At 65.7% G+C, this 19555-nt stretch carries 19 protein-coding genes; 12 read left to right on the top strand and 7 right to left on the bottom strand.

Annotated features, from left to right (window positions below; all coding sequences use genetic code 11):
- Positions 1–76: 76 nt before the first annotated feature.
- The 8 genes from FHW83_RS19265 (at position 77) to FHW83_RS19230 (ending at position 9433) form a co-directional block, all read left to right on the top strand.
- Positions 77–970: a phosphoribosylaminoimidazolesuccinocarboxamide synthase gene (locus FHW83_RS19265; RefSeq protein WP_176647966.1), complete on the top strand. Its 894-nt coding sequence runs from the start codon at positions 77–79 to the stop codon at positions 968–970.
- Between the two features lie 3 nt (positions 971–973).
- Complete coding sequence (purE, locus tag FHW83_RS19260; RefSeq protein WP_176647965.1) at positions 974–1471, top strand: 5-(carboxyamino)imidazole ribonucleotide mutase; 498 nt, start codon at positions 974–976, stop codon at positions 1469–1471.
- Positions 1472–1474: 3 nt separating this feature from the next.
- Positions 1475–2671, top strand: a complete 1197-nt coding sequence (locus FHW83_RS19255; protein WP_176647964.1) for a 5-(carboxyamino)imidazole ribonucleotide synthase — start codon at positions 1475–1477, stop codon at positions 2669–2671.
- The gene (locus FHW83_RS19250; protein WP_176647963.1) at positions 2668–3741 is read left to right on the top strand and encodes an L-threonylcarbamoyladenylate synthase; all 1074 of its coding nucleotides are present in this window, start codon (positions 2668–2670) and stop codon (positions 3739–3741) included. Before FHW83_RS19255 ends, FHW83_RS19250 begins: the two co-directional genes overlap by 4 nt.
- Positions 3742–3846: 105 nt before the next feature.
- Entirely contained in the window at positions 3847–5388 is a 1542-nt protein-coding gene (locus tag FHW83_RS19245) for a lipase family protein (protein WP_176647962.1), read from the top strand.
- A gap of 173 nt (positions 5389–5561) precedes the next feature.
- On the top strand, positions 5562–6938 hold the full coding sequence (locus tag FHW83_RS19240; protein ID WP_176647961.1) for an SGNH/GDSL hydrolase family protein: 1377 nt from the start codon (positions 5562–5564) through the stop codon (positions 6936–6938).
- Between the two features lie 25 nt (positions 6939–6963).
- Positions 6964–7644, top strand: coding sequence for an OmpW family protein (locus FHW83_RS19235; RefSeq protein WP_176647960.1), 681 nt, complete (start codon positions 6964–6966; stop codon positions 7642–7644).
- A 205-nt stretch (positions 7645–7849) separates the two neighbouring features.
- Positions 7850–9433 (top strand): methyl-accepting chemotaxis protein, encoded by a 1584-nt coding sequence (locus FHW83_RS19230; RefSeq protein WP_176647959.1) that lies wholly within the window; start codon positions 7850–7852, stop codon positions 9431–9433.
- Positions 9434–9437: 4 nt separating this feature from the next.
- Here FHW83_RS19230 and FHW83_RS19225 read toward each other — a convergent pair whose 3' ends face one another.
- Both FHW83_RS19225 and FHW83_RS19220 read right to left on the bottom strand, forming a co-directional pair.
- On the bottom strand, positions 9438–10622 hold the full coding sequence (locus FHW83_RS19225; RefSeq protein ID WP_176647958.1) for an acyl-CoA dehydrogenase: 1185 nt from the start codon (positions 10620–10622) through the stop codon (positions 9438–9440).
- Between the two features lie 91 nt (positions 10623–10713).
- A complete protein-coding gene (locus FHW83_RS19220; RefSeq protein WP_176647957.1) occupies positions 10714–11217 on the bottom strand; it encodes a flavin reductase family protein in 504 nt (167 codons plus the stop codon).
- 88 nt (positions 11218–11305) lie between these two features.
- Here FHW83_RS19220 and msrA point away from each other — a divergent pair, with 88 nt between their 5' ends.
- Positions 11306–11830 carry a peptide-methionine (S)-S-oxide reductase MsrA gene (msrA, locus tag FHW83_RS19215; RefSeq protein ID WP_229224265.1) on the top strand — a complete coding sequence of 175 codons (525 nt, stop codon included), beginning with the start codon at positions 11306–11308 and terminating at the stop codon, positions 11828–11830.
- On the opposite strand, the gene FHW83_RS19210 is transcribed toward msrA, so the two are convergent.
- On the bottom strand, positions 11823–13034 hold the full coding sequence (locus FHW83_RS19210; RefSeq protein WP_176647956.1) for a cyclopropane-fatty-acyl-phospholipid synthase family protein: 1212 nt from the start codon (positions 13032–13034) through the stop codon (positions 11823–11825). The genes msrA and FHW83_RS19210 overlap by 8 nt on opposite strands.
- A 33-nt stretch (positions 13035–13067) precedes the next feature.
- Positions 13068–14303 (bottom strand): pyridoxamine 5'-phosphate oxidase, encoded by a 1236-nt coding sequence (pdxH, locus tag FHW83_RS19205; protein ID WP_176647955.1) that lies wholly within the window; start codon positions 14301–14303, stop codon positions 13068–13070.
- A 185-nt stretch (positions 14304–14488) separates the two neighbouring features.
- On the opposite strand from pdxH, the gene FHW83_RS19200 reads away from it, so the two are divergent.
- From FHW83_RS19200 to cysK, 3 genes are read left to right on the top strand one after another with little or no spacing between them, the layout of a single operon-like run.
- Positions 14489–15325: a ThiF family adenylyltransferase gene (locus FHW83_RS19200; protein ID WP_176647954.1), complete on the top strand. Its 837-nt coding sequence runs from the start codon at positions 14489–14491 to the stop codon at positions 15323–15325.
- Between the two features lie 48 nt (positions 15326–15373).
- Positions 15374–15862 carry an FKBP-type peptidyl-prolyl cis-trans isomerase gene (locus FHW83_RS19195; RefSeq protein WP_229224264.1) on the top strand — a complete coding sequence of 163 codons (489 nt, stop codon included), beginning with the start codon at positions 15374–15376 and terminating at the stop codon, positions 15860–15862.
- Between the two features lie 40 nt (positions 15863–15902).
- On the top strand, positions 15903–16835 hold the full coding sequence (cysK, locus tag FHW83_RS19190; RefSeq protein ID WP_176647953.1) for a cysteine synthase A: 933 nt from the start codon (positions 15903–15905) through the stop codon (positions 16833–16835).
- On the opposite strand, the gene FHW83_RS19185 is transcribed toward cysK, so the two are convergent.
- The 3 genes from FHW83_RS19185 to FHW83_RS19175 form a co-directional block, all read right to left on the bottom strand.
- Entirely contained in the window at positions 16832–17806 is a 975-nt protein-coding gene (locus tag FHW83_RS19185) for a cation diffusion facilitator family transporter (RefSeq protein ID WP_176647952.1), read from the bottom strand. The genes cysK and FHW83_RS19185 overlap by 4 nt on opposite strands.
- A complete protein-coding gene (locus FHW83_RS19180; RefSeq protein WP_176648136.1) occupies positions 17803–18129 on the bottom strand; it encodes a helix-turn-helix transcriptional regulator in 327 nt (108 codons plus the stop codon). Before FHW83_RS19180 ends, FHW83_RS19185 begins: the two co-directional genes overlap by 4 nt.
- A 127-nt stretch (positions 18130–18256) precedes the next feature.
- Positions 18257–19549, bottom strand: a complete 1293-nt coding sequence (locus FHW83_RS19175; RefSeq protein ID WP_176647951.1) for an alpha-amylase family glycosyl hydrolase — start codon at positions 19547–19549, stop codon at positions 18257–18259.
- Positions 19550–19555 lie beyond the last annotated feature (6 nt).

The raw sequence follows: 19555 nt of genomic DNA, 5'->3' as shown, positions 1-19555 counted from the left end.
TGGATTAACCTCTTTCAACCGGCGATCGAGGACTTCCTCTTTTGCCGGTTTTTGCTTTTTCATTACATTCCTTGCTATGAACAGCCTCTACCAGTCCTCCATCAAGTCCCTGCCACTCCTCGGCCACGGCAAAGTCCGCGACAACTACGCTGTCGGCGACGACAAGATCCTGATCGTCACCACCGACCGCCTGTCGGCTTTCGATGTTGTCATGAATGAACCGATTCCCGGCAAGGGCATGGTGCTGAACCAGATGACCGATTTCTGGTTCTCGAAGCTGGGCCACATCGTCCCCAGCCACCTGACCGGCGTGGCGCCGGAATCGGTGGTGGCCGCCGACGAGGTGGATCAGGTCAAGGGCCGCGCCGTGGTGGCCAAGCGCCTGAAGCCGATCATGGTGGAGGCGGTGGTGCGCGGCTACATCATCGGCTCGGGCTGGAAAGACTACCAGGACACCGGCTCGGTCTGCGGCATCAAGCTGCCGGCAGGCCTGAAGCAGGCCGAGAAGCTGCCGCAGCCGATCTTCACCCCGGCCGCCAAGGCAGACCTGGGCGAGCACGACGAAAACATCAGCTTTGAGGAAATGGAAAAACGCATCGGCGCCGAACTGGCCGCCAAGATGCGCGACGTCGCCATCAAGCTGTACACCGAGGCCTCGGAATACGCCGCCACCCGCGGCATCATCATCGCCGACACCAAGTTCGAATTCGGCCTGGACGAAAACGGCGTCATGCACCTGATGGATGAAGTGCTGACCGCCGACTCCTCGCGCTTCTGGCCGGCCGATTCCTACGCCACCGGCATTTCGCCGCCATCGTTCGACAAGCAGTTCGTGCGCGACTACCTGGAAACGCTGGATTGGGGCAAGACCGCCCCGGCACCAGCATTGCCTGCTGACGTCATCAACAAAACCCAGGCCAAGTACTTCGAAGCCATCGAACGCCTGACCGGCGAAAAGCTGAAGGCCTGAGCGATGAGCGATCAGAACAAACCACTGGTGGGCGTCATCATGGGCTCGTCCTCGGACTGGGACGTGATGCAGAACGCGGTCAACATCCTCAAGCAATTTGGCGTGCCGTTTGAAGCGCAGGTGATCTCGGCGCACCGTATGCCGGACGAGATGTACGCCTACGCCAAGAGCGCGCGCGCGCGCGGCCTGCGCGCCATCATCGCCGGCGCCGGCGGTGCGGCGCACTTGCCGGGCATGGTGGCCGCCATGACCATCGTGCCGGTGCTGGGCGTGCCGGTGCCGTCCAAGTACCTGCGCGGCGAGGATTCCATGCTGTCCATCCTGCAAATGCCGAAGGGCGTGCCGGTGTCGACCTTCGCCATCGGTGAAGCGGGCGCCGCCAATGCGGCGCTGACCGCCGTGGCCATGATCGCATCGACCGACGACGCGCTGGCCGAAAAGCTGGAGGCCTTCCGCGTTTCGCAAACCGAGGCCGCCAAGGCCATGACCCTGCCGCTGTGAACAATGAGTGATACGAAGTTGAAACCCATCCTGCCGCAAGCCAATCCGCCAGCCTGGCTGGGCGTGATGGGCGGCGGCCAGCTGGGCCGCATGTTTGCCCAGGCCGCGCAAGCCATGGGCTATCAGGTCGCCGTGCTGGAGCCGTCGGAAGATTGCCCGGCCGGCCAGGTCGCGCAACGTCTGGTCAACGCCGGCTACAGCGATGCCGCCGGCCTCGACGCGCTGGCCGCGCAATGCGCCGCCGTCACCACCGAGTTTGAAAACGTCCCGGCCGACAGCCTGTCGCGCCTGGCGCAATCGGTGTTCGTGGCGCCCAACGCGCATGGCGTATCGGTGGCGCAGGATCGCATCGCGGAAAAGAGCTTCTTTGTCAGCTGCGCGCCCAAATCGGGCGTGATGCCGGCCCCGCACAAGGTGATCGCCTCGCAGGCGGACATCGACGCCATCGATGACAACCTGCTGCCAGGCATCCTGAAGACCGTGCGCATGGGCTACGACGGCAAGGGCCAGGTACGCGTGAAATCGCGCGCCGACGTGCAGGCCGCGTTTGAATCCATGGGCAAGGTCACCTGCCTGCTGGAGAAGATGTTGCCGCTGGCGTATGAAGTGTCCGTGCTGACCGCGCGCGGCCACGACGGCGAATCGGTGGTCTACCCGATCGCCGAGAACGTTCACCGCGACGGCATCCTGTTCACCACCACCGTGCCCGGCCCGAACGTCTCGGACGAGAGCGCGCTGAAGGCGCAGAAGGCGGCGCAAGCCATCGTGGCTGAACTGGGCTACGTCGGCGTGCTGTGCATCGAATTCTTCGTGCTGACCGACGGTTCGCTGGTGGTCAACGAAATGGCGCCGCGTCCGCACAACAGCGGCCACTACACCATCGACGCCTGCGTCACCAGCCAGTTCGCGCAGCAGGTGCGCGCCATGGCGCGCCTGCCGCTGGGCGATGTGCGCCAGCATTCGCCGGCCGTCATGCTGAACATCCTGGGCGATGTGTGGTTCGAGGGCGACAGCAACGAGCCGCGCGAACCGGCGTGGGATGAAATCCTCGCGCTGCCGGGCGCCAACCTGCACCTGTACGGCAAGGATGATCCTCGCCGCGCCCGCAAGATGGGTCACCTGACCTTCATCGCGCCGACGCTGGAGCAGGCGCAGCAGCAGCTCAACGCCGCCTGCGCCATCCTCGGGATCGCGCCGTGAAGCAGCCCGCTGCCACCGTTGCCGACCAGGCGGCCATCGCCAACGCGGCGGCCGTGCTGGAAGAGGGCGGCCTGGTCGCCTTCCCGACCGAGACCGTCTACGGCCTTGGCGCGGACGCGGAAAATCCGGCCGCCGTGGCGCGCATCTACGAAGCCAAGGGCCGTCCGCACGACCACCCGGTGATCGTGCACGTGGCGCCCGGCGCCGATCTGGATTACTGGACCACCGAGGTGCCGGACGAGGCGCGCCAGCTGGCGCAGGCGTTCTGGCCCGGCCCGCTGACCTTGATCCTCAAGCGCAACCCGCGCATTCCGGACGCCGTCTCGGCCGGCCAGGATTCGGTTGGCATTCGCTGCCCGTCGCACCCGGTGGCGATCGCCTTGCTGAGCGCCTTCAAGGGCGGCAAGGGCGGCGTGGCCGCGCCATCGGCCAACAAGTTCGGCAACGTCAGCCCGACCACCGCGCAGCACGTGCGCGATGAGTTCGGCCTCGACGCCCACGACGACGGCGCCCTCAACGGCGACGCCGCCTGCTCGGCCTCCGCGCTCAGCGTGGTGCTGGAAGGCGGCCCCAGCCAAGTCGGCATCGAATCCACCATCGTCGACATGTCGCGCCTGGCCACGCACGGCCCGGTGCTGCTGCGCCCGGGCCACATCACGGCGCAGCAGATCGCCGACGTGATCGGCATGCTGCCGGCCGCGCCCGACCAGGCCGCGCCGCGCGCCTCCGGCACGCTGGAATCGCACTACGCGCCGCGCACGCCGGTGACCATGCTGGCCGCCGATGCGCTGCGCACGGCGCTGGGCAATCTGCAGGCCAAGGGCATCAAGGTGGCGCTGATCAGCCATGCCCTGCCGTCGCTGGTGTCGGCCCAGCGCAAGCTGCCGGCCGACCCGGCGGGCTACGCGTATGGCCTGTACGCCGCCCTGCGTGACATGGACCAGACCGGCTCCGACCTGATCCTGGTCGAAACGCCGCCGCAGGACAGCGACTGGCTGGGCGTCAACGACCGCCTGCGCCGCTCGGTGTTTGGCTCGGCCGGTGTGATCGAGGCGCTGCTGCAAAAATAAGCTGACATTCTTGCCCTGCGGGGTGTCGTGTGCGCATTGCTTACCTGCTAAGATGTTTTTGTTGCCGGCCGAAAAACTCGCCCGGCCATCTTGCAAGGATTCGCTATGCGTAACGCACGATTGGCACTGATTCCCCTGGCGATGTTATTGGCTTCCTGCGGTGGCGGCGGCAGCGCCGGCAGCCAGACCGGCGGGGTGTCGGTGACGCCGCCCGCACCGCCGGTGTCGCTGCGCGGGCAGGTGATCGGCAGCGCCACGGTGGCGCCGGTCACGATCAGCCCCGGGGTGTCGGTCAGCACGGTGGAGCCGGCCGCGCTGAAGGCGCTGGTGGATGCCCAGACCGATTTCGGCAGCACCGTCACCGGCACGCCCACCTGCGCCATCACGGTCTACGCGCTCAAGTACCACACCATCGATTCCCTGGCCGCCGACACCCAGGCCGGCGCCGCCATCTATGTGCCCTCCGGCGCCAACACCGCCTGCCAGGGCGGCCGTCCGGTGATGCTGTATGCGCACGGCACCTCGGTGCAGAAGAGCACCAACATGGCCAACCTGTCCTCCAACGAACCGCGCCTGATCGCCGCCATGTTCGCGGCGCAAGGCTACATCGTGGTGGCGCCCAACTACGTCGGCTATGCCGGCTCCACCGCCGGCTACCATCCCTACCTGGACGCCGAGCAGCAGTCGGCCGACATGATCGACGCCTTGCGCGCCGCCCGCAGCGTGTTCGGCAGCATCAACGCCAGCGCCTCGGCCCGGCTGATGGTGACCGGCTACTCGCAGGGCGGCTTCGTGGCGCTGGCCACCCAGCGCGCCATGCAGACCAAATACCCGAGCGAGTTCGCGGTGACGGCGGCGGCGCCGCTGTCCGGCCCGTACGCGCTGACCTTGTTTGGCGACAGCATCTTCAACGGCGCGCCGACCACCGGTTCGGCCGCGTTCATTCCGATGCTGATCAATGCCGGCCAGCGCGCCGGCGCCGCGCTGTACAACAGCACCGGCGATATTTATGAGTCCAAATACGCCAGCGGCATCGACACCCTGCTGCCGGGCACGCAAAGCCTGGGCGACCTGGTGGCGGCCGGCAAGTTGCCGAACGATGTGCTGTTCGCCTCGGACTCGCTGCCGCAGGCGCCCGGCTATGGTGGTTTCTTCGGCCCGGACCACCTGATCAAGACCAGCTACCGCGACAGCTATCTGGCGGACCTGAAGGCCAATCCCTGCAACGGCGGCAATACCGCGCCGCTCAGTTGCGCGCCGGCGCAATCGCTGCGCAAGTGGTTGCTGAAGAATGACTTGCGCACGTACGCGCCCACCGTGCCGCTGTTCCTGTGCGGCGGCGACGCCGATCCGCTGGTGCCGTATGCCAACACGACCGCCACCGCCGCCTACTTCCGCGCGCAAAACACCGCCAGCCTGCAGTTGAGCGTGCTGAACGTCGACGACACGGCGCTCACCGGTCCCTACCTGAGCACCCGCGCCGGTTTCGCCGCCGCCAAGGCGCTGGTGCGGCGGGCGGCGCTGGACCAGGGCGCCACCCCGGCCGCCGCCGACCAGGCCGTCAAGGACGCCTACCACGCCGGGTTGGTGGCGCCTTTCTGCCTGCGCGAGGCGCGCGCCTTTTTCGATTCTGCACCATCGCGGTGAGTCATGATTTGATCTGGATTAACAGTCGCCGAGCAAGCGTTCTTTTTTGCTCACAAACCCCGGATTTTAGTGGTGTTCCTCTATACAGAAGCGGTTCTGGCTGGCATATTAGTTGGGTTGCGAATAGCACGGCCGTTCGTATCGGAAGTTACAAAATATCTAGAGGAGACAATATGCGTCACACCAAATTTGCACTTGCTGCAATGGCCCTGGCCGTCCTTGCGGGTTGCGGCGGCACCGATCCGGCGCCGGGCAACCAATCCGTCAAAGTCAAGTACAGCGCGCAGGTGTCGTTCGGCGACAGCCTGTCCGACGTCGGCTCGTACGCCGTGGGTACCGTTGCCGCGCTGAAGGGCGGCAAGTTCACCATCAACGGCGACAACACCGCGATCAACCCCACGTTCACCGGCAAGAACTGGACCGAGCTGCTGGCCGCCCAGATCGGCGTGGCCGCGCCGTGCGCCGCCGTGACCGGCCTCGATGGCGACGCCAGCAAAGGCTTCTCGGTGCCGGCCAAAGCCAACGCCGGCTGCTACGGCTACGCCATGGGCGGCTCGCGCGTGACCAATCCGGTCGGCCCCAACAACAAGCTGACCGGCAGCGCGCTGGGCGCGCTGACCTACCCGGTCGCCACCCAGATCGCCAACCACCTGAAGGCCGTCGGCGGCAAATTCAAGGGCGACGAGCTGGTGCTGGTCATGGCCGGCGGCAACGACGCGCTGTTCCAGCTGGGCGCGCTGAGCAGCGCCGCCACCGCCGCCGGCACGGCGGCGGGCAACACCGCCTATGTCAGCAGCCTGGTGAGCCAGCTGGCCGCCGGCGCCACCAGCCCGCTGACCGCCGCCCAGGCCATCGGCGCCGCCGCGCAAACGGCCGCCGCCCAGCCGGGCGCGACCCAGACCACCATCACCCAGGCCGCGATCGGCGCGGCGGCCGTGCAGCCGGGTAACTCGGCGGTCGCCTCGCCCGCCGTCTACGGTCCGATGGTGACCAAGGCCACCGCCGACGCCACCGCCGCCGGCAACAAGGCGGGCGCGGACTACGCCGCTGCCCACGGCCCGGAACTGGTCACCGCGATGGCGCAAGCCGGCACCGAGCTGGTGGCGCTGGTGAAAAACCAGTTGATCGCCAACGGCGCCAACTTCGTGGTGGTGAATAACCTGCCGGACGTGGCCACCACCCCGGCCGGTCGCGCCAGGGATGCCGCCACCCAGGCCCTGATCAACGCCATGGTGGCCGCGTTCAACACCGCGCTGAGCAATGGCTTGAGCGGCGAGGCGAAGGTGCTGCTGGTGGACGTGTTCGCCGTGAGCCACGACCAGGCCACCAATCCCGGCCCGTATGGCCTGACCAATGTTTCCGAACCGGCCTGCGACCTCAGCCTGGCCAAGAACCCGTTGGGCAGCTCGCTGACCTGCAACGGCGGCAACCTGAAGTCGGGCGATGTCAGCCACTGGTCGTTCGCCGACGATGTGCACCCAACCCCGTACAACAACCTGCTGCTGGCGCGTTACGTGTCGATGGCGCTGGTGACCAAGGGCTGGCTGTAATCACACATCACTATTCGGAGACACTATGAAAAACACGGTAAAACTGCTGGCGCTGGCCGCCGCGATGACGGTGGCCTCGGCCGCCTCGGCACAACAAGGCGCCGGCACCTGGATCGGTACGCTGGGCGTCAACAAAATCACCCCGAAAGTGGACTCGGGCAACGTGTCGGCGCCGGCGCTGCCGAACACCAAGACCGACGTGGGCTCGGACACCAAGCCGCGCTTCACCATCGCCTACATGCTGACCGATAACATCTCGGCCGAGCTGGACCTGGGCCTGCCGTACAAGCACGACCTGTACGGCGCCGGCTCCATCAACGGCACCGGCAAGCTGGCCACCGCCGAAGTGCTGCCGCCGACCGCCTTCATCCAGTACCGCTTCCTGAAGCCGGACGCGATGGTGCGTCCTTACGTCGGCCTGGGCATCACCTACGCCATGTTCCAGAAGGAGCGCGGTTCGGGGCAGCTGACCGCGGTGCTGAACACCGGCGGCCCGGGCGCGACCTTCAAGCTGGATGACAAGGTGGCCGCCAGCTTCCAGATCGGCGGCACGGTGAAGATCAACGAGAAATGGTTCCTGGACGCCTCGGTCATCAAGACCAGGCTGAAGACCAAGGCGCATTACTCGACCGGCCAGGTGCAGGACGTGCGCCTCGATCCGCTGGCGGTCAACGTCAGCGTGGGCTACAACTTCAAGGGCTTCTGACCGCCGCCGGCGCCGCCCGCCAGGGCGGCCGCGTCGCAGTCCAGCAACCCCGCCTTTTCGAAGGCGGGGTTTTTTTTTGCGCGCCGCCAGAGGTGGCGAGGGATTTCCCTACAAGCACATCAGGAGATGCTGATATGAATTAATTCAGCGCTCGGTTAGCGTTATCTTTGAGCATCGATTGTTGTTAATAAAATACTGGGATGAAATGAAGAACATTAAAATTGGAGGCCGCCTCGGGCTGGGGTTCGCCGTGGTGCTAACCCTGATGTTGGCGCTGGCGCTGGTCGGCTTGTCGAGCATGGCGAAGGTCGAGGATCAGTTTGAGGAGATCGTGAACGCCAACATGGTGAAGATCGCGCTGCTCACCGACATGGGGGATGCGATCCAGACGAATTCCGTCGCGGTGCGCAATGTGATCCTGTTTTCCGACGACGTCCAGCGCGCGCCCGAGGTCAAACGTATCGCCGAACAGCGCGCCCGCTACGAGAAGAGCTATCAGCAGCTGACCGGGCTGGTGACGCGCGCGAAAGGCAAGGAACTGCTGGCCAACATCGAGGCGCGGCGCGCCGAGGCGGCGGTGCTGATGGACAAGGCGATCGCCCTGGCCCAGGCCGACAGCGACGCCGAGGCGACCAGCGTGTTGATGGGCCAGGTGCGTCCGGCGCAGGACCAGTGGTACGCGGCGCTCGACGCGCTGACCCAGTTCCAGAACGAGAACACCGCCAAGTCGGTGGCCGAGGCGCGGGCGATCTACCAGCGCACGCGCCTGCAGATGGGCCTGTTCACCCTGGCGGCGGTGGTGCTGGGGGCGCTCATCGCCTGGCTGATCACGCGCTCCATCGTGCGTCCGGTGGGCGCGGCGGTGAAGGTGGCGCAGACCGTGGCCGCCGGCGACCTGACCAGCAACATCGAGGTCACCAGCCGGGACGAGACCGGCCAATTGCTGCAGGCGCTGAAGGACATGAACACCGGCCTGGTGGTGATGGTGGGCGAGGTGCGCGGCGGCACCGACATGATCGCCTCGGCGTCGCAGCAGATCGCCTTCGGCGCGGCCGACCTGTCCTCGCGCACCGAGGAGCAGGCCAGCTCGCTGGAGGAGACCGCCTCGTCGATGGAACAGCTGACCGCGACGGTGAGGCAGAACGCCGACAACGCGCGCCAGGCCAATCAGCTGGCGCTGGCGGCCGCCGAGGTGGCGGTCAAGGGCGGCGCGGTGGTGTCGCAGGTGGTGGGCACGATGGGCTCGATCAACGATTCGGCCCGCCAGATCGCCGACATCATCGGCGTGATCGACGGCATCGCGTTCCAGACCAACATCCTGGCCTTGAACGCGGCGGTGGAGGCGGCGCGCGCCGGCGAGCAGGGGCGCGGCTTCGCGGTGGTGGCGTCGGAGGTGCGCACGCTGGCGCAGCGCAGCGCGGCGGCGGCCAAGGAAATCAAGGTGTTAATCGACAACTCGGTGCAGAAGGTGGACGCCGGCAGCCAGCTGGTCGAGCAGGCCGGCAGCACCATGCGCGAGGTGGTGGACAGCATCCGCCAGGTGACCGACATGATGCAGGACATCACCAACGCCAGCCGGGAACAGTCGGCCGGCATCGAGCAGATCAACCAGGCGGTGACGGAGATGGATCAGGTGACGCAGCAGAACGCGGCGCTGGTGGAGGAATCGGCCGCCGCCTCCGAGGCGATGAAGCAGCAGGCCACCAGGCTGTCGCAGATGGTGTCGGTGTTCAAGCTCGGCGGCATGCCCGCCGGGCTGTCCTACCCCAAGGCCGTCGCCCTGCTGTAGGCGCTTACTGGAACGCCTGGATGCCGGTCTGGGCGCGGCCCAGGATCAGCGCGTGGATGTCGTGCGTGCCCTCGTAGGTGTTCACGACCTCCAGGTTCACCATGTGGCGGATGATCCCGAACTCGTCCGAAATGCCGTTCCCGCCCAGCATGTCGCGCGCCATGCGCGCCACGTCCAGCGACTTGCCGCACGAGTTGCGCTTCATCATCGAGGTGATTTCCACCGCCGCCGTGCCCTCGTCCTTCATGCGGCCCAGGCGCAGGCAGCCCTGCAGGCCCAGCGTGATCTCGGTCTGCATGTCGGCCAGCTTCTTCTGGATCAGCTGGTTGGCGGCCAGCGGCCGGCCGAACTGCACGCGGTCCATCACGTACTGGCGCGCGGTGTGCCAGCACGACTCGGCCGCGCCCAGCGCGCCCCAGGCGATGCCGTAGCGCGCCGAGTTCAGGCAGGTGAACGGGCCCTTCAGGCCGCGCACGTCCGGGAAGGCGTTCTCCTCCGGCACAAACACATTGTCCATGACGATTTCGCCGGTGATCGAGGCGCGCAGGCCGAACTTGCCGTGGATGGCCGGCGCGCTCAGGCCGGCCATGCCCTTCTCCAGCACGAAGCCGCGGATCGCGCCCTCATCGTCCTTGGCCCACACGACGAACACATCGGCCACCGGCGAATTGGTGATCCACATCTTGGCGCCGGTCAGCGCGTAGCCGCCGGCCACCTTTTTGGCGCGGGTGATCATCGAGCCGGGATCGGAACCGTGGTTGGGCTCGGTCAGGCCGAAGCAGCCGATCCACTCGCCGGTGGCCAGCTTGGGCAGGTATTTCTGTTTTTGCGCCTCGGTGCCGAACTCGTAAATCGGCACCATCACCAGCGACGATTGCACGCTCATCATCGAGCGGTAGCCGGAATCGACGCGCTCGACCTCGCGCGCGATCAGGCCGTAGGCCACGTAGTTCAGGCCGGGGCCGCCGTATTGCTCGGGGATGGTCGGGCCCAGCAGGCCCAGCTCGCCCATCTCGCGGAAGATGGAGGTGTCCATCTGCTCGTGGCGGAAGGCTTCCAGGATGCGCGGCTGCAGCTTGTCCTGGCAGTAGGCGGCGGCGGCGTCGCGCACCATGCGCTCGTCGTCGGTCAGTTGCTGGTCCAGCAGCAGGGGATCATCCCAGTGGAAGTGGGCGCGGGCTTGGCTCATGATAGTCTCTCATTATGATGATGAATGCTGCCAGCATTCTATGCCGCCGCCCCGGTGCCGGCTTTTCAAAGAGCGACACCAATTTCCGTTTTTAGCCCAGGCCGGCGAACTGGCCGCCATGGAAAATCAGCGGCGGCGAGGGCGAAAACTCGCAGAATTCCACTTCGCCAACAAAAATCACGTGGTCGCCCTCGGGATAGCGGCTGCGGTTATGACACTCGAACCACGCCGACGCGCCCTTGATGACCGGCTGGCCGGTGCGCGACAGCTCGTATTCCACGCCTTCCCACGGATCGATGCCCCGGGTGGCGAAACGCTTGGCCAGATGGGCCTGTTCGGCGTTGAGCACATTGATCACGTAGTGCGAATTGCCGGTAAAGATGGGCATGCTGTTGGCGCCGTTGGCCAGGCTCCACAACACCAGCGGCGGGTCCAGCGACACCGAGTTGAAGGAACTGGCCGTCAGGCCACGGAAGCTGCCGTCGGCCAGCCGGGTGGTGATGATGGTCACGCCGGTGGCGAACTGGCCCAGCGCCTGGCGGAAGTGGGCGGTGTCGAAGCTGCGCTCGTCGGCGCGTGGTGAAGTGGTGTTCATGGTCTGTCATTATGCCAAAGTTTGCGCGGCCGTAGCGAATTGGCCACGTTTGCGTTACAGTTGCGGCATGGTGGAGAAGGAGCGGATCATGACGGAAACGGCGATACTGGGCGGCGGCTGCTTCTGGTGCACCGAGGCGGTGTACATGGAGGTGAAGGGCGTCACGTCGGTCGAATCCGGTTACACCGGCGGCCATGTCGAGCATCCGACCTACGAGCAGGTGTGCGCCGGCGACACCGGCCACGCCGAGGTGGTCAGGCTGGAATTCGACCCGGCGGTGATCAGCTACCGCGACCTGCTGGAAATCTTCTTCACCATCCACGACCCGACCACCCTCAACCGGCAAGGCAATGACGTCGGCACCCAGTACCGCTCGGTGATCTATTACCAGTCGCCCCAGCAGGAAGCCATGGCGCGCCAGGTGATCGCCGAGATGGCGCATGTGTGGGACGCGCCGATCGTGACGGAGCTGGCCCCTGCCCAGACGTTCTACAAGGCCGAGGACTACCATCAGGACTACTTCCGCCAGCACCCGCTGCAAGGCTACTGCGCCTTCGTGGTGGCGCCCAAGCTGGAGAAATTCCGCAAGACCTACGCCAGCCGCATCAGGTAGCGGCCGGATACATATGCTTGCGTGACCACGGCAGCGCGGCCGAGCGCTGGCCCGCCTTGCGGCCGACGATCTGGTACAGGCTGATCCAATCCTGCTCGAACGCATAGGCGCAGCCGGCCAGGTACACATGCCAGATGCGGTAGCGCTTATCCCCGCCCAGCGCGCGCACCTGGTCGCCATGCGCTTCGAAATTGTCGGTCCAGATGGCGCAGGTGCGGGCGTAGTGGCGGCGCAGATTTTCCACGTCGCTGACCTCCAGCGCGCCCTGCTGCATGGCGCGCAGCACGTGGCCGATATGGGCCAGCTCGCCGTGCGGGAACACATATTTTTCAATGAACTCGCCGCCGCCGTAGGGCGTTTCGCCGTTGTCCGGATCGGTGGTGGTGATGCCGTGGTTCATCACCACGCCGTCGGGCGCCAGCAGGCTGTGGATGGCGGAGAAATACTCGGGCAAATGGCGCAGGCCCACGTGCTCGAACATGCCGACGCTGGTGATGCGGTCGAACTGGCCGCGCACGTCGCGGTAATCCTGCAGGCGGATCTCGACCAGATGCTCCAGCCCGGCCTCGCGCACGCGCTGCCTGGCGAGCGCGTACTGGTTCTCCGACAGCGTGACGCCGACGCAGCGCGCGTTGTAGCGCCGGGCCGCGCGGATCACCAGCGCGCCCCAGCCGCAGCCGATGTCGAGCAGGGTCTGGTTGGGGCGCAGCTCGATCTTGCGCAGGATGTGGTCGATCTTCTTGAGTTGCGCGCTGGCCAGGTCCTCGTCGCCGTTCTCAAAGTAGGCGCAGGAATACACCATGTCGGGATCGAGGAACTGCTGGTAGAACTCGTTGGAGACGTCGTAGTGATAGCGGATCGCCTCGGCGTCCTTCTGCTTGCTGTGATGGAAGGTGCGCGCCAGCCGCGCGAACTTGCCCTCGGCCTTGAGCGAGGTGCGGGCCAGCGCGTTGACCACGGCGATCATGTCGCGCGCCTTGCCGCGGACCTCGATGGCGCCCTCGACGTAGGCGGCGCCCAGATTGGACAGCGACGGCGTTAGCAGGTAGCGCGCCGCCTTCACATTGGGCAGCTTGATGGTCACGCGCGGCGCCTCGCTGGACAGGTCGACGTGCTGGCCGTTCCACAACTCAATGCGCAGCGGCAGCGTGAGCTGCTCGCGCATGCCGGCGATCCAGTTGCTCAGTTGATTCTGTACGAACAAGATATCCTCCTTAAAAAAAAGGAGGCGCCATGCTTACGGCTGCAATCGCTCCTTTATCCAGTTGCCATCTGCCTGCTTGACATACACAATCCGATCATGGAAGCGCGAGCGGCGGCCCTGCCAGAACTCGATGCGCTCCGGTTCGAGGCGGTAACCGCCCCAGTGCGCCGGCCGCAGCGGACGCTCGCCGCTGACGGCGGCGGCCGCCTCGTAATTGGCTTCCATCTGCTCCCGGTTGGCGATGGGCGCGCTCTGCCGCGAGGCGATCGCGGCGATCTGGCTCTTCACCGGCCGGCTGTAAAAATACTTGTCGCTTTCCTCGGCGGCGGTTCGCACCACCTTACCTTCGATCCGCACCTGGCGCTCAAGTTCACTCCAAAAGAATAGCAACGCGGCATGCGGGTTGGCGCGCAGTTGCTGGCCTTTCTGGCTCTCATAATTGGTATACCACGTGAAGCCGCGCTGGTCGTACTGCTTGATCAGGACAATGCGCGAGCTCGGCTTGCCGTCCGCGCCCACCGTCGCCACGCTCATCGCGTTGGGCTCGTTGACCTTGGCGTGCAGGGCTTCCTCGAACCATTTGCCAAACTGGGCGATCGGATCGTCCAGCACATCGTGTTCCGTCAGGCTGGCGCGGCCGTAGTCGAGACGCAGGTCGGCCAGCACCACGCCGTCGGCCACCGTGTTGTTGACCGGCGCGGTTTGTTGTTCGGGCACCTGGCTGATTGGCAGGTCGGGGGTGATCCCGCGCCGCACCTGCATCGCGCTGCCCAGCTGCGCCATTTGCTCGGCGCTGAACAGGCGCTTGGCCATCGGCGCGATATGCGACTCCTCCACCACCATGTGGGCCGCGTAGGTGTCGCAGAAACGGGCGACATCGCTGGCCGAGAGGGCGGAACCGGCGCCATTGGCAATCTGCTCAAGTTGCGATTTGATTATAGACCAGTCTCTATCCATTTGCTCGTGACCGGCCAGAATGCCGGGCGTCAACTCCGCCAGCAGCAGCGCATCGGCGTCGCGCGCGGTGGCCTGCAGCATCGGCAGCAGGTTCTGCTCCTCGTCCTGGTGGTGCAGATGGGCGGCGTTGTTAAAGTATTTCAGCACCGCTTGCGCGGCCTTTTGAGCGTCGGTATCGGCGCCATGCTTGGGCAGGTGGGCCAGCAGGTTTTGCAGGGTGGCCAGCTGCTTGCGGATGCGGTCGTGGCAATGCTTCAGCACAGCGATCGGCTGGCTGAAGTCGGGGGCGGTGTCGTACAAGGAATTGCTCATGGCGTGGGGCCTCTGGCTGGTAACAACGATATTTTAGAATAACTCACCAGCAAGTTCGGGGTCAGCTCTGACATTCGGACACGGACGCACGGTATTTGAGAAATATCAATACGTTTTTTATTTGTCCGAATGTCAGAGCTGACCCCGAATCGGTGGGGTGGGCCGCAGTCCGTTAAAATGGCGGCATGAACAGCATTTCTCCCCCTGACTTCGACGATGTCGACTTTGAACGCCGTTTCGGCGGCATCGCCCGCCTGTATGGCGCGCACGCGCTGGCGCGTTTCCGCACCGCCCACATCTGCGTGGTGGGCGTGGGCGGCGTCGGCTCGTGGATCGTCGAGGCGCTGGCGCGCAGCGCCATCGGCCAGCTCACGCTGATCGACCTCGACAACGTGGCCGAGTCCAACATCAACCGCCAGATCCAGGCCCTGAGCAGCACCGTCGGCATGGCCAAGATCACCGCGCTGGCCGAGCGCATCGCCCAGATCAATCCGTTGTGCAAGGTCAACCAGATCGAGGAATTCGTCGATCCGGACAACATCGAACAGATGATCGGCGTCGGCAAGTACGATTACCTGATCGACGCCACCGATTCCGTCAAGGCCAAGGCCGCCATGCTGGCCTGGGCGCGCCGGCACGATCTGCCGGTGATCACCATCGGCAGCGCCGGCGGCAAGACCGACGCCGCGCAAATCTCGGTGCGCGACCTGGCCAGGACCGAACAGGAACCGCTGCTGAAGAAGGTGCGCAAGATCATGCGCGCCCAGTACGGTTTCCCGCGCGGCGAGAAGACCAAGTTCCACATCGACGCCGTGTTCTCCACCGAGCCGCTGAAATTCCCGGAAACCGGCGAGGTGTGCACGGTCGATGGCGACGACCGCGGCGGCGTCACCGGCCTGAATTGCGCCGGTTTCGGTTCGGCCATGGTGGTCACCGCCACCTTCGGCATGGTGTGCGCCGGCCACGCGCTGCGCCAGTTGGCCGATGGCGCATTGCCAACAACGTCCCCGGACGCCATCTAGTTTGCTATCATTCCGAGCTGTCCACAGAACTCATCGAAAGAAAACCACATGAAGCGTAGTTCCGTTTTCGCCGCCATGCTGTTGGCCGCCGCCGCCGCCGCCGCCCGCGCGCAAGCGCCGCAACCTGAGGCCGCCCCCGCGCCGGCCGAGCCGGTGGTGGTGGGCTCGGCCACGCCCGGCCCGGCCGCCGAACAGCTGATCATCACCGACACCAAGATCGGCACCGGCAAGGAAGCCACCGTGGGCGCCACCGTGTTCATGCACTACTCGGGCTGGCTGTACCGTCCGCTGGCCAAGAATATGCACGGCAAGCTGTTCGACTCCTCCATTCCGCGCGGCGAGCCGCTCGACTTCGTGCTGGGCGCCGGCCGCGTAATCAAGGGCTGGGATCAGGGCATCAAGGGCATGAAAGTGGGCGGCAAGCGCACGCTGATCATTCCATCCGACCTCGCCTACGGCTCGCGTCCCTCGCCAGGCAGCAACATTCCGCCGAATTCCGCGCTGATCTTCGACGTCGAGCTGGTGGACGTCAAATAAAGGCGTAGACTGGAACCTCCGTCCACCCCGGAGGTTGCTCATGAAGGTTGCCAACGACGTTACCGAGCTGATCGGCCACACCCCTCTGGTGCGGCTGAACCGGCTGACCAGGGGCGGCAGCGCCCAGATCCTGGTCAAACTGGAGTACTACAACCCGGCCCACAGCGTGAAGGACCGCATCGGCCTGGCCATGATCGAAGCGGCCGAGGCGGCCGGACAGATCGGCCCCGACACCATCATCCTCGAACCGACCAGCGGCAACACCGGCATCGCGCTGGCCATGGTGTGCGCGGCGCGCGGCTACCGCTGCACGCTGGTGATGCCCGACACCATGAGCCGCGAGCGGCGCATGCTGCTGCGCGCCTATGGCGCCGAGCTGATCCTGACGCCGGGCGGCGAGGGCATGCTGGGCGCGATCCGCCGCGCCGACGCGCTGGCCGCGTCCGATCCGCGCTACCTGATGCCGCAGCAATTCAACAATCCCGCCAATCCCGAGGTGCACCGCCGCACCACCGCCGAGGAGATCTGGAGCGACACCGACGGCCGGGTCGACATCCTGGTGGCCGGCGTCGGCACCGGCGGCACCATCACCGGCGTGGGCGAGGTGATCAAGGCGCGCAAGCCGGATTTCCGCTGCGTGGCGGTGGAGCCGGAGGCGTCGCCCATCCTGTCCGGGGGCGCCAAGGGGGCGCACCCGATCCAGGGCATCGGCGCCGGCTTCGTGCCGGCCGTGTTGAACACCCACATCTACGACGAGATCGTTTGCGTGTCGAACGAGGACGCGTTCGCGACCGCGCGGCGGGCGGCCAGCGAGGAGGGGCTGCTGGTGGGGATCTCGTCCGGCGCCGCGCTGTGGGCGGCGCTGCAGGTGGCGCGGCGGCCGGAGAGCGCCGGCAAGCTCATCGTGACCGTGATCCCCTCGTATGGCGAGCGCTACCTGAGTACCGCGCTGTACGCCAGCCTGGCCGACTAGTGGGCGTGCGCCGCCTCGTTTAAACAGCACTCCTGCTCGCTGGCGCCGGTGCGCACCTGCAGGGTGCTGTGCTTGATCGAGAATTCCTCGCGCAGCTCCTTGCTGATGGCGTCCATCACGTTGTCGCCCGGATAGCCGGCCGGCGTGACCAGCTGCGCCGTGAGCGCGTTCTCGGTGGTGCTCATGGCCCAGATGTGCAGATCGCACACCTTGGTCACGCCCGGCCGGCTGCGCAGGAATTGCTCGATTTCGGCGCGGTCCACATTGTCGGGCACGGCAGCCAGCATCATGCGCAGCGACTGCTTGAGCAGCGACCAGGTGCTGGCCACGATGAAGGCCACGATGATCATGCTGACCAGCGGATCCAGCCAGTTCCATGCCGTGTAGCGCACGATCACGCCGGCCACCAGCACGCCCAGCGAGATGGCGGCGTCGGCGGCCATGTGCAGGTAGGCGCCGCGGATGTTGATGTCATCCTTGCTGCCGGCCATGAACAGCCAGGCCGAGAAGCCATTGACCAGGATGCCGACGCCGGCCACCACCGACACCGTCAGGCCGGCCACCGGATCGGGATGCAGCAGTTGCTGCACCGCCTCGAAGGCGATGCCGCCGCACGCGGCCATCAGCAGCATGGCGTTGAACAGGGCGGCCAGCATGGAGGTGCTGCGCAGGCCGTAGGTGTAGCGCTGGTTGGGCGCGCGCCTGGCGAGGATGGCGGCGCCCCAGGCCAGCATCAGGCCCAGCACGTCGGACAGGTTGTGGCCGGCGTCGGCCATCAGGGCGGTGGAGTTGGCCAGGAAACCATAGAAGAACTCGATCGCCACGAAGGCCGTGTTGAGCACGATGGCGATGGCGAACGCGCGGCCCATGGTGTTGGGATCGCCGTGATGGTGATGGCCGTGGGCATGGCTGTGATCATGTCCGTGGTGATGATCGTGATCATGGTGGTGGTGATCGTGGTGCTTGCTCATGCTTCGGTCCCGGTGGAAGGTTCGGCGATATGTTCCAGCATATCGTTGAGTACGCCGCTGATATGGGCGTCGGCGGCGGAATAGAAAACCTGCTTGCCCTGGCGCTCGGACTTGACGATGCGGGCCGCGCGCAGCAGGCGCAGGTGGTGGCTCACCAGCGAGCCGCTCAAATCCAGTGTAGCGGCGATCTCGCCGACGGCAATTGGCTGGGGCATGCAGGCCAGCACGATGCGCAGGCGGGTGGGGTCGCCGAGCAGGTGGAACAGGTCCGCCAGCTGGGCGATCTGCGGATCGCAGTTGGAATAGTCGTGTTGGCAGCTCATCATTGCTAACAAATGAATAGGTGTTCACATGTTAGCACAAACTCCGGGGTCAGGTCCTCCATTTCTACACGGCCTCAACAGCGCAGCTGTTGAGGCCGTGTAGAAATGGAGGACCTGACCCCGGAGTTCATTCAGGCACCACGATGCGCCAGCGCCATGGCTTGAGGAACGCCTGGCCTTCGTCGCCGGCCAGCTTGTACTTCTGCAGCTGGCCGGTGGTGTTGACGATCACGCGCACGTTGTTGGCGCCTTGCTGGCGCTTGAAGGCAAACAGGTTCTCGTTGCCGACGTCCAGCAGCTGCGCCGGCGCGCCCGACGCGCCGTTCCACAGCGCCGGATTCTGCTTCTTCAGCGCGTTCAGGCCGGCGAAGAACAATTCGAGGTCGATGTTGTTCCACTCGATCGCGTCCTTTTCAAAGAACGCCAGCTTCTTGTCCAGCTTTGCTTCCTGGCCGTTGTACACCAGCGGGATGCCGGGCAGCGTGTAGCTCAGCACCGCCATCGCGCCCCACGCCGGGCCGTACAGTTCCTTGTCCGTGCCTTCCCACGAGTTGATGTCGTGGTTGCTGGTGAACTGCAAACGATAGCTGTCGCGCACAAACCCTTTGGCCGGATTGCTCACGTACGCGCGCAACTCGGCGGCGCCGGCCTGGCCCTTGCCGATCTTCTTCATGATGCCGTTCAGCGACCAGTCATAGCTGGCGTCGAAGGCCTTGTCGTGCAGCGCGGCGTCGTCGGCTTCGGCCAGCATGAACACCGGCTTGATCTTGTCCAGCTGCGCGCGCGCCTGGTTCCAGAATTCGACCGGCACCATGCTGGCCGCGTCGGCGCGGAAGCCGTCCACGCCCACGTCCTTGACCCAGAACGCCATCGCCGACGTCATTGCCGGCCACAGTTCCTTGTTGCCGTAATCGAGGCCGATCACGTCGGCCCATTCCTCGGTCTCGCCGGCGCCGTTCTTGAAGCTGACGGCGGCGATCTCGCCCTTGTCGTTCTTCTTGTACCAGTCCGGATGCTGCGTGGCCCAGGGATGATCCCACGCCGTGTGGTTGCCCACCCAGTCGAGGATCACGTGCATGCCCAGCGCGTGCGCCTGCTTCACCAGCTTGCGCACGTCGTCGACGCCGCCGAACTCCGGATTGACGGCGGTGTAGTCCTGCACCGCGTAGTAGCTGCCCAGCGTTCCCTTGCGGTTCTTCTGGCCGATCGGGTGGATCGGCATCAGCCAGATGATGTCCACGCCCAGCGCCTTCAGGCGCGGCAGGTCGGCCGTGAACGCGTTCAGCGTGCCGTCCTTGCTGTATTGGCGCAGGTTGACTTCATACACGTTCGAGCTGCGCGTCCACGCCGGGTGTTTCGGCTCGGCGTGGGCGGCGGTGAACAAGGTCGCCAGTATCAGCGAGGCGGCAAGCTTTTTCATGGTGCT

Origin of the sequence: Duganella sp. SG902 (genome assembly GCF_013376005.1) — a bacterium.
Classification (GTDB): domain Bacteria; phylum Pseudomonadota; class Gammaproteobacteria; order Burkholderiales; family Burkholderiaceae_D; genus Rugamonas.
Note: the sequence above shows the minus strand (reverse complement) of the source record. Positions and strands in the feature narration are given on the sequence as shown.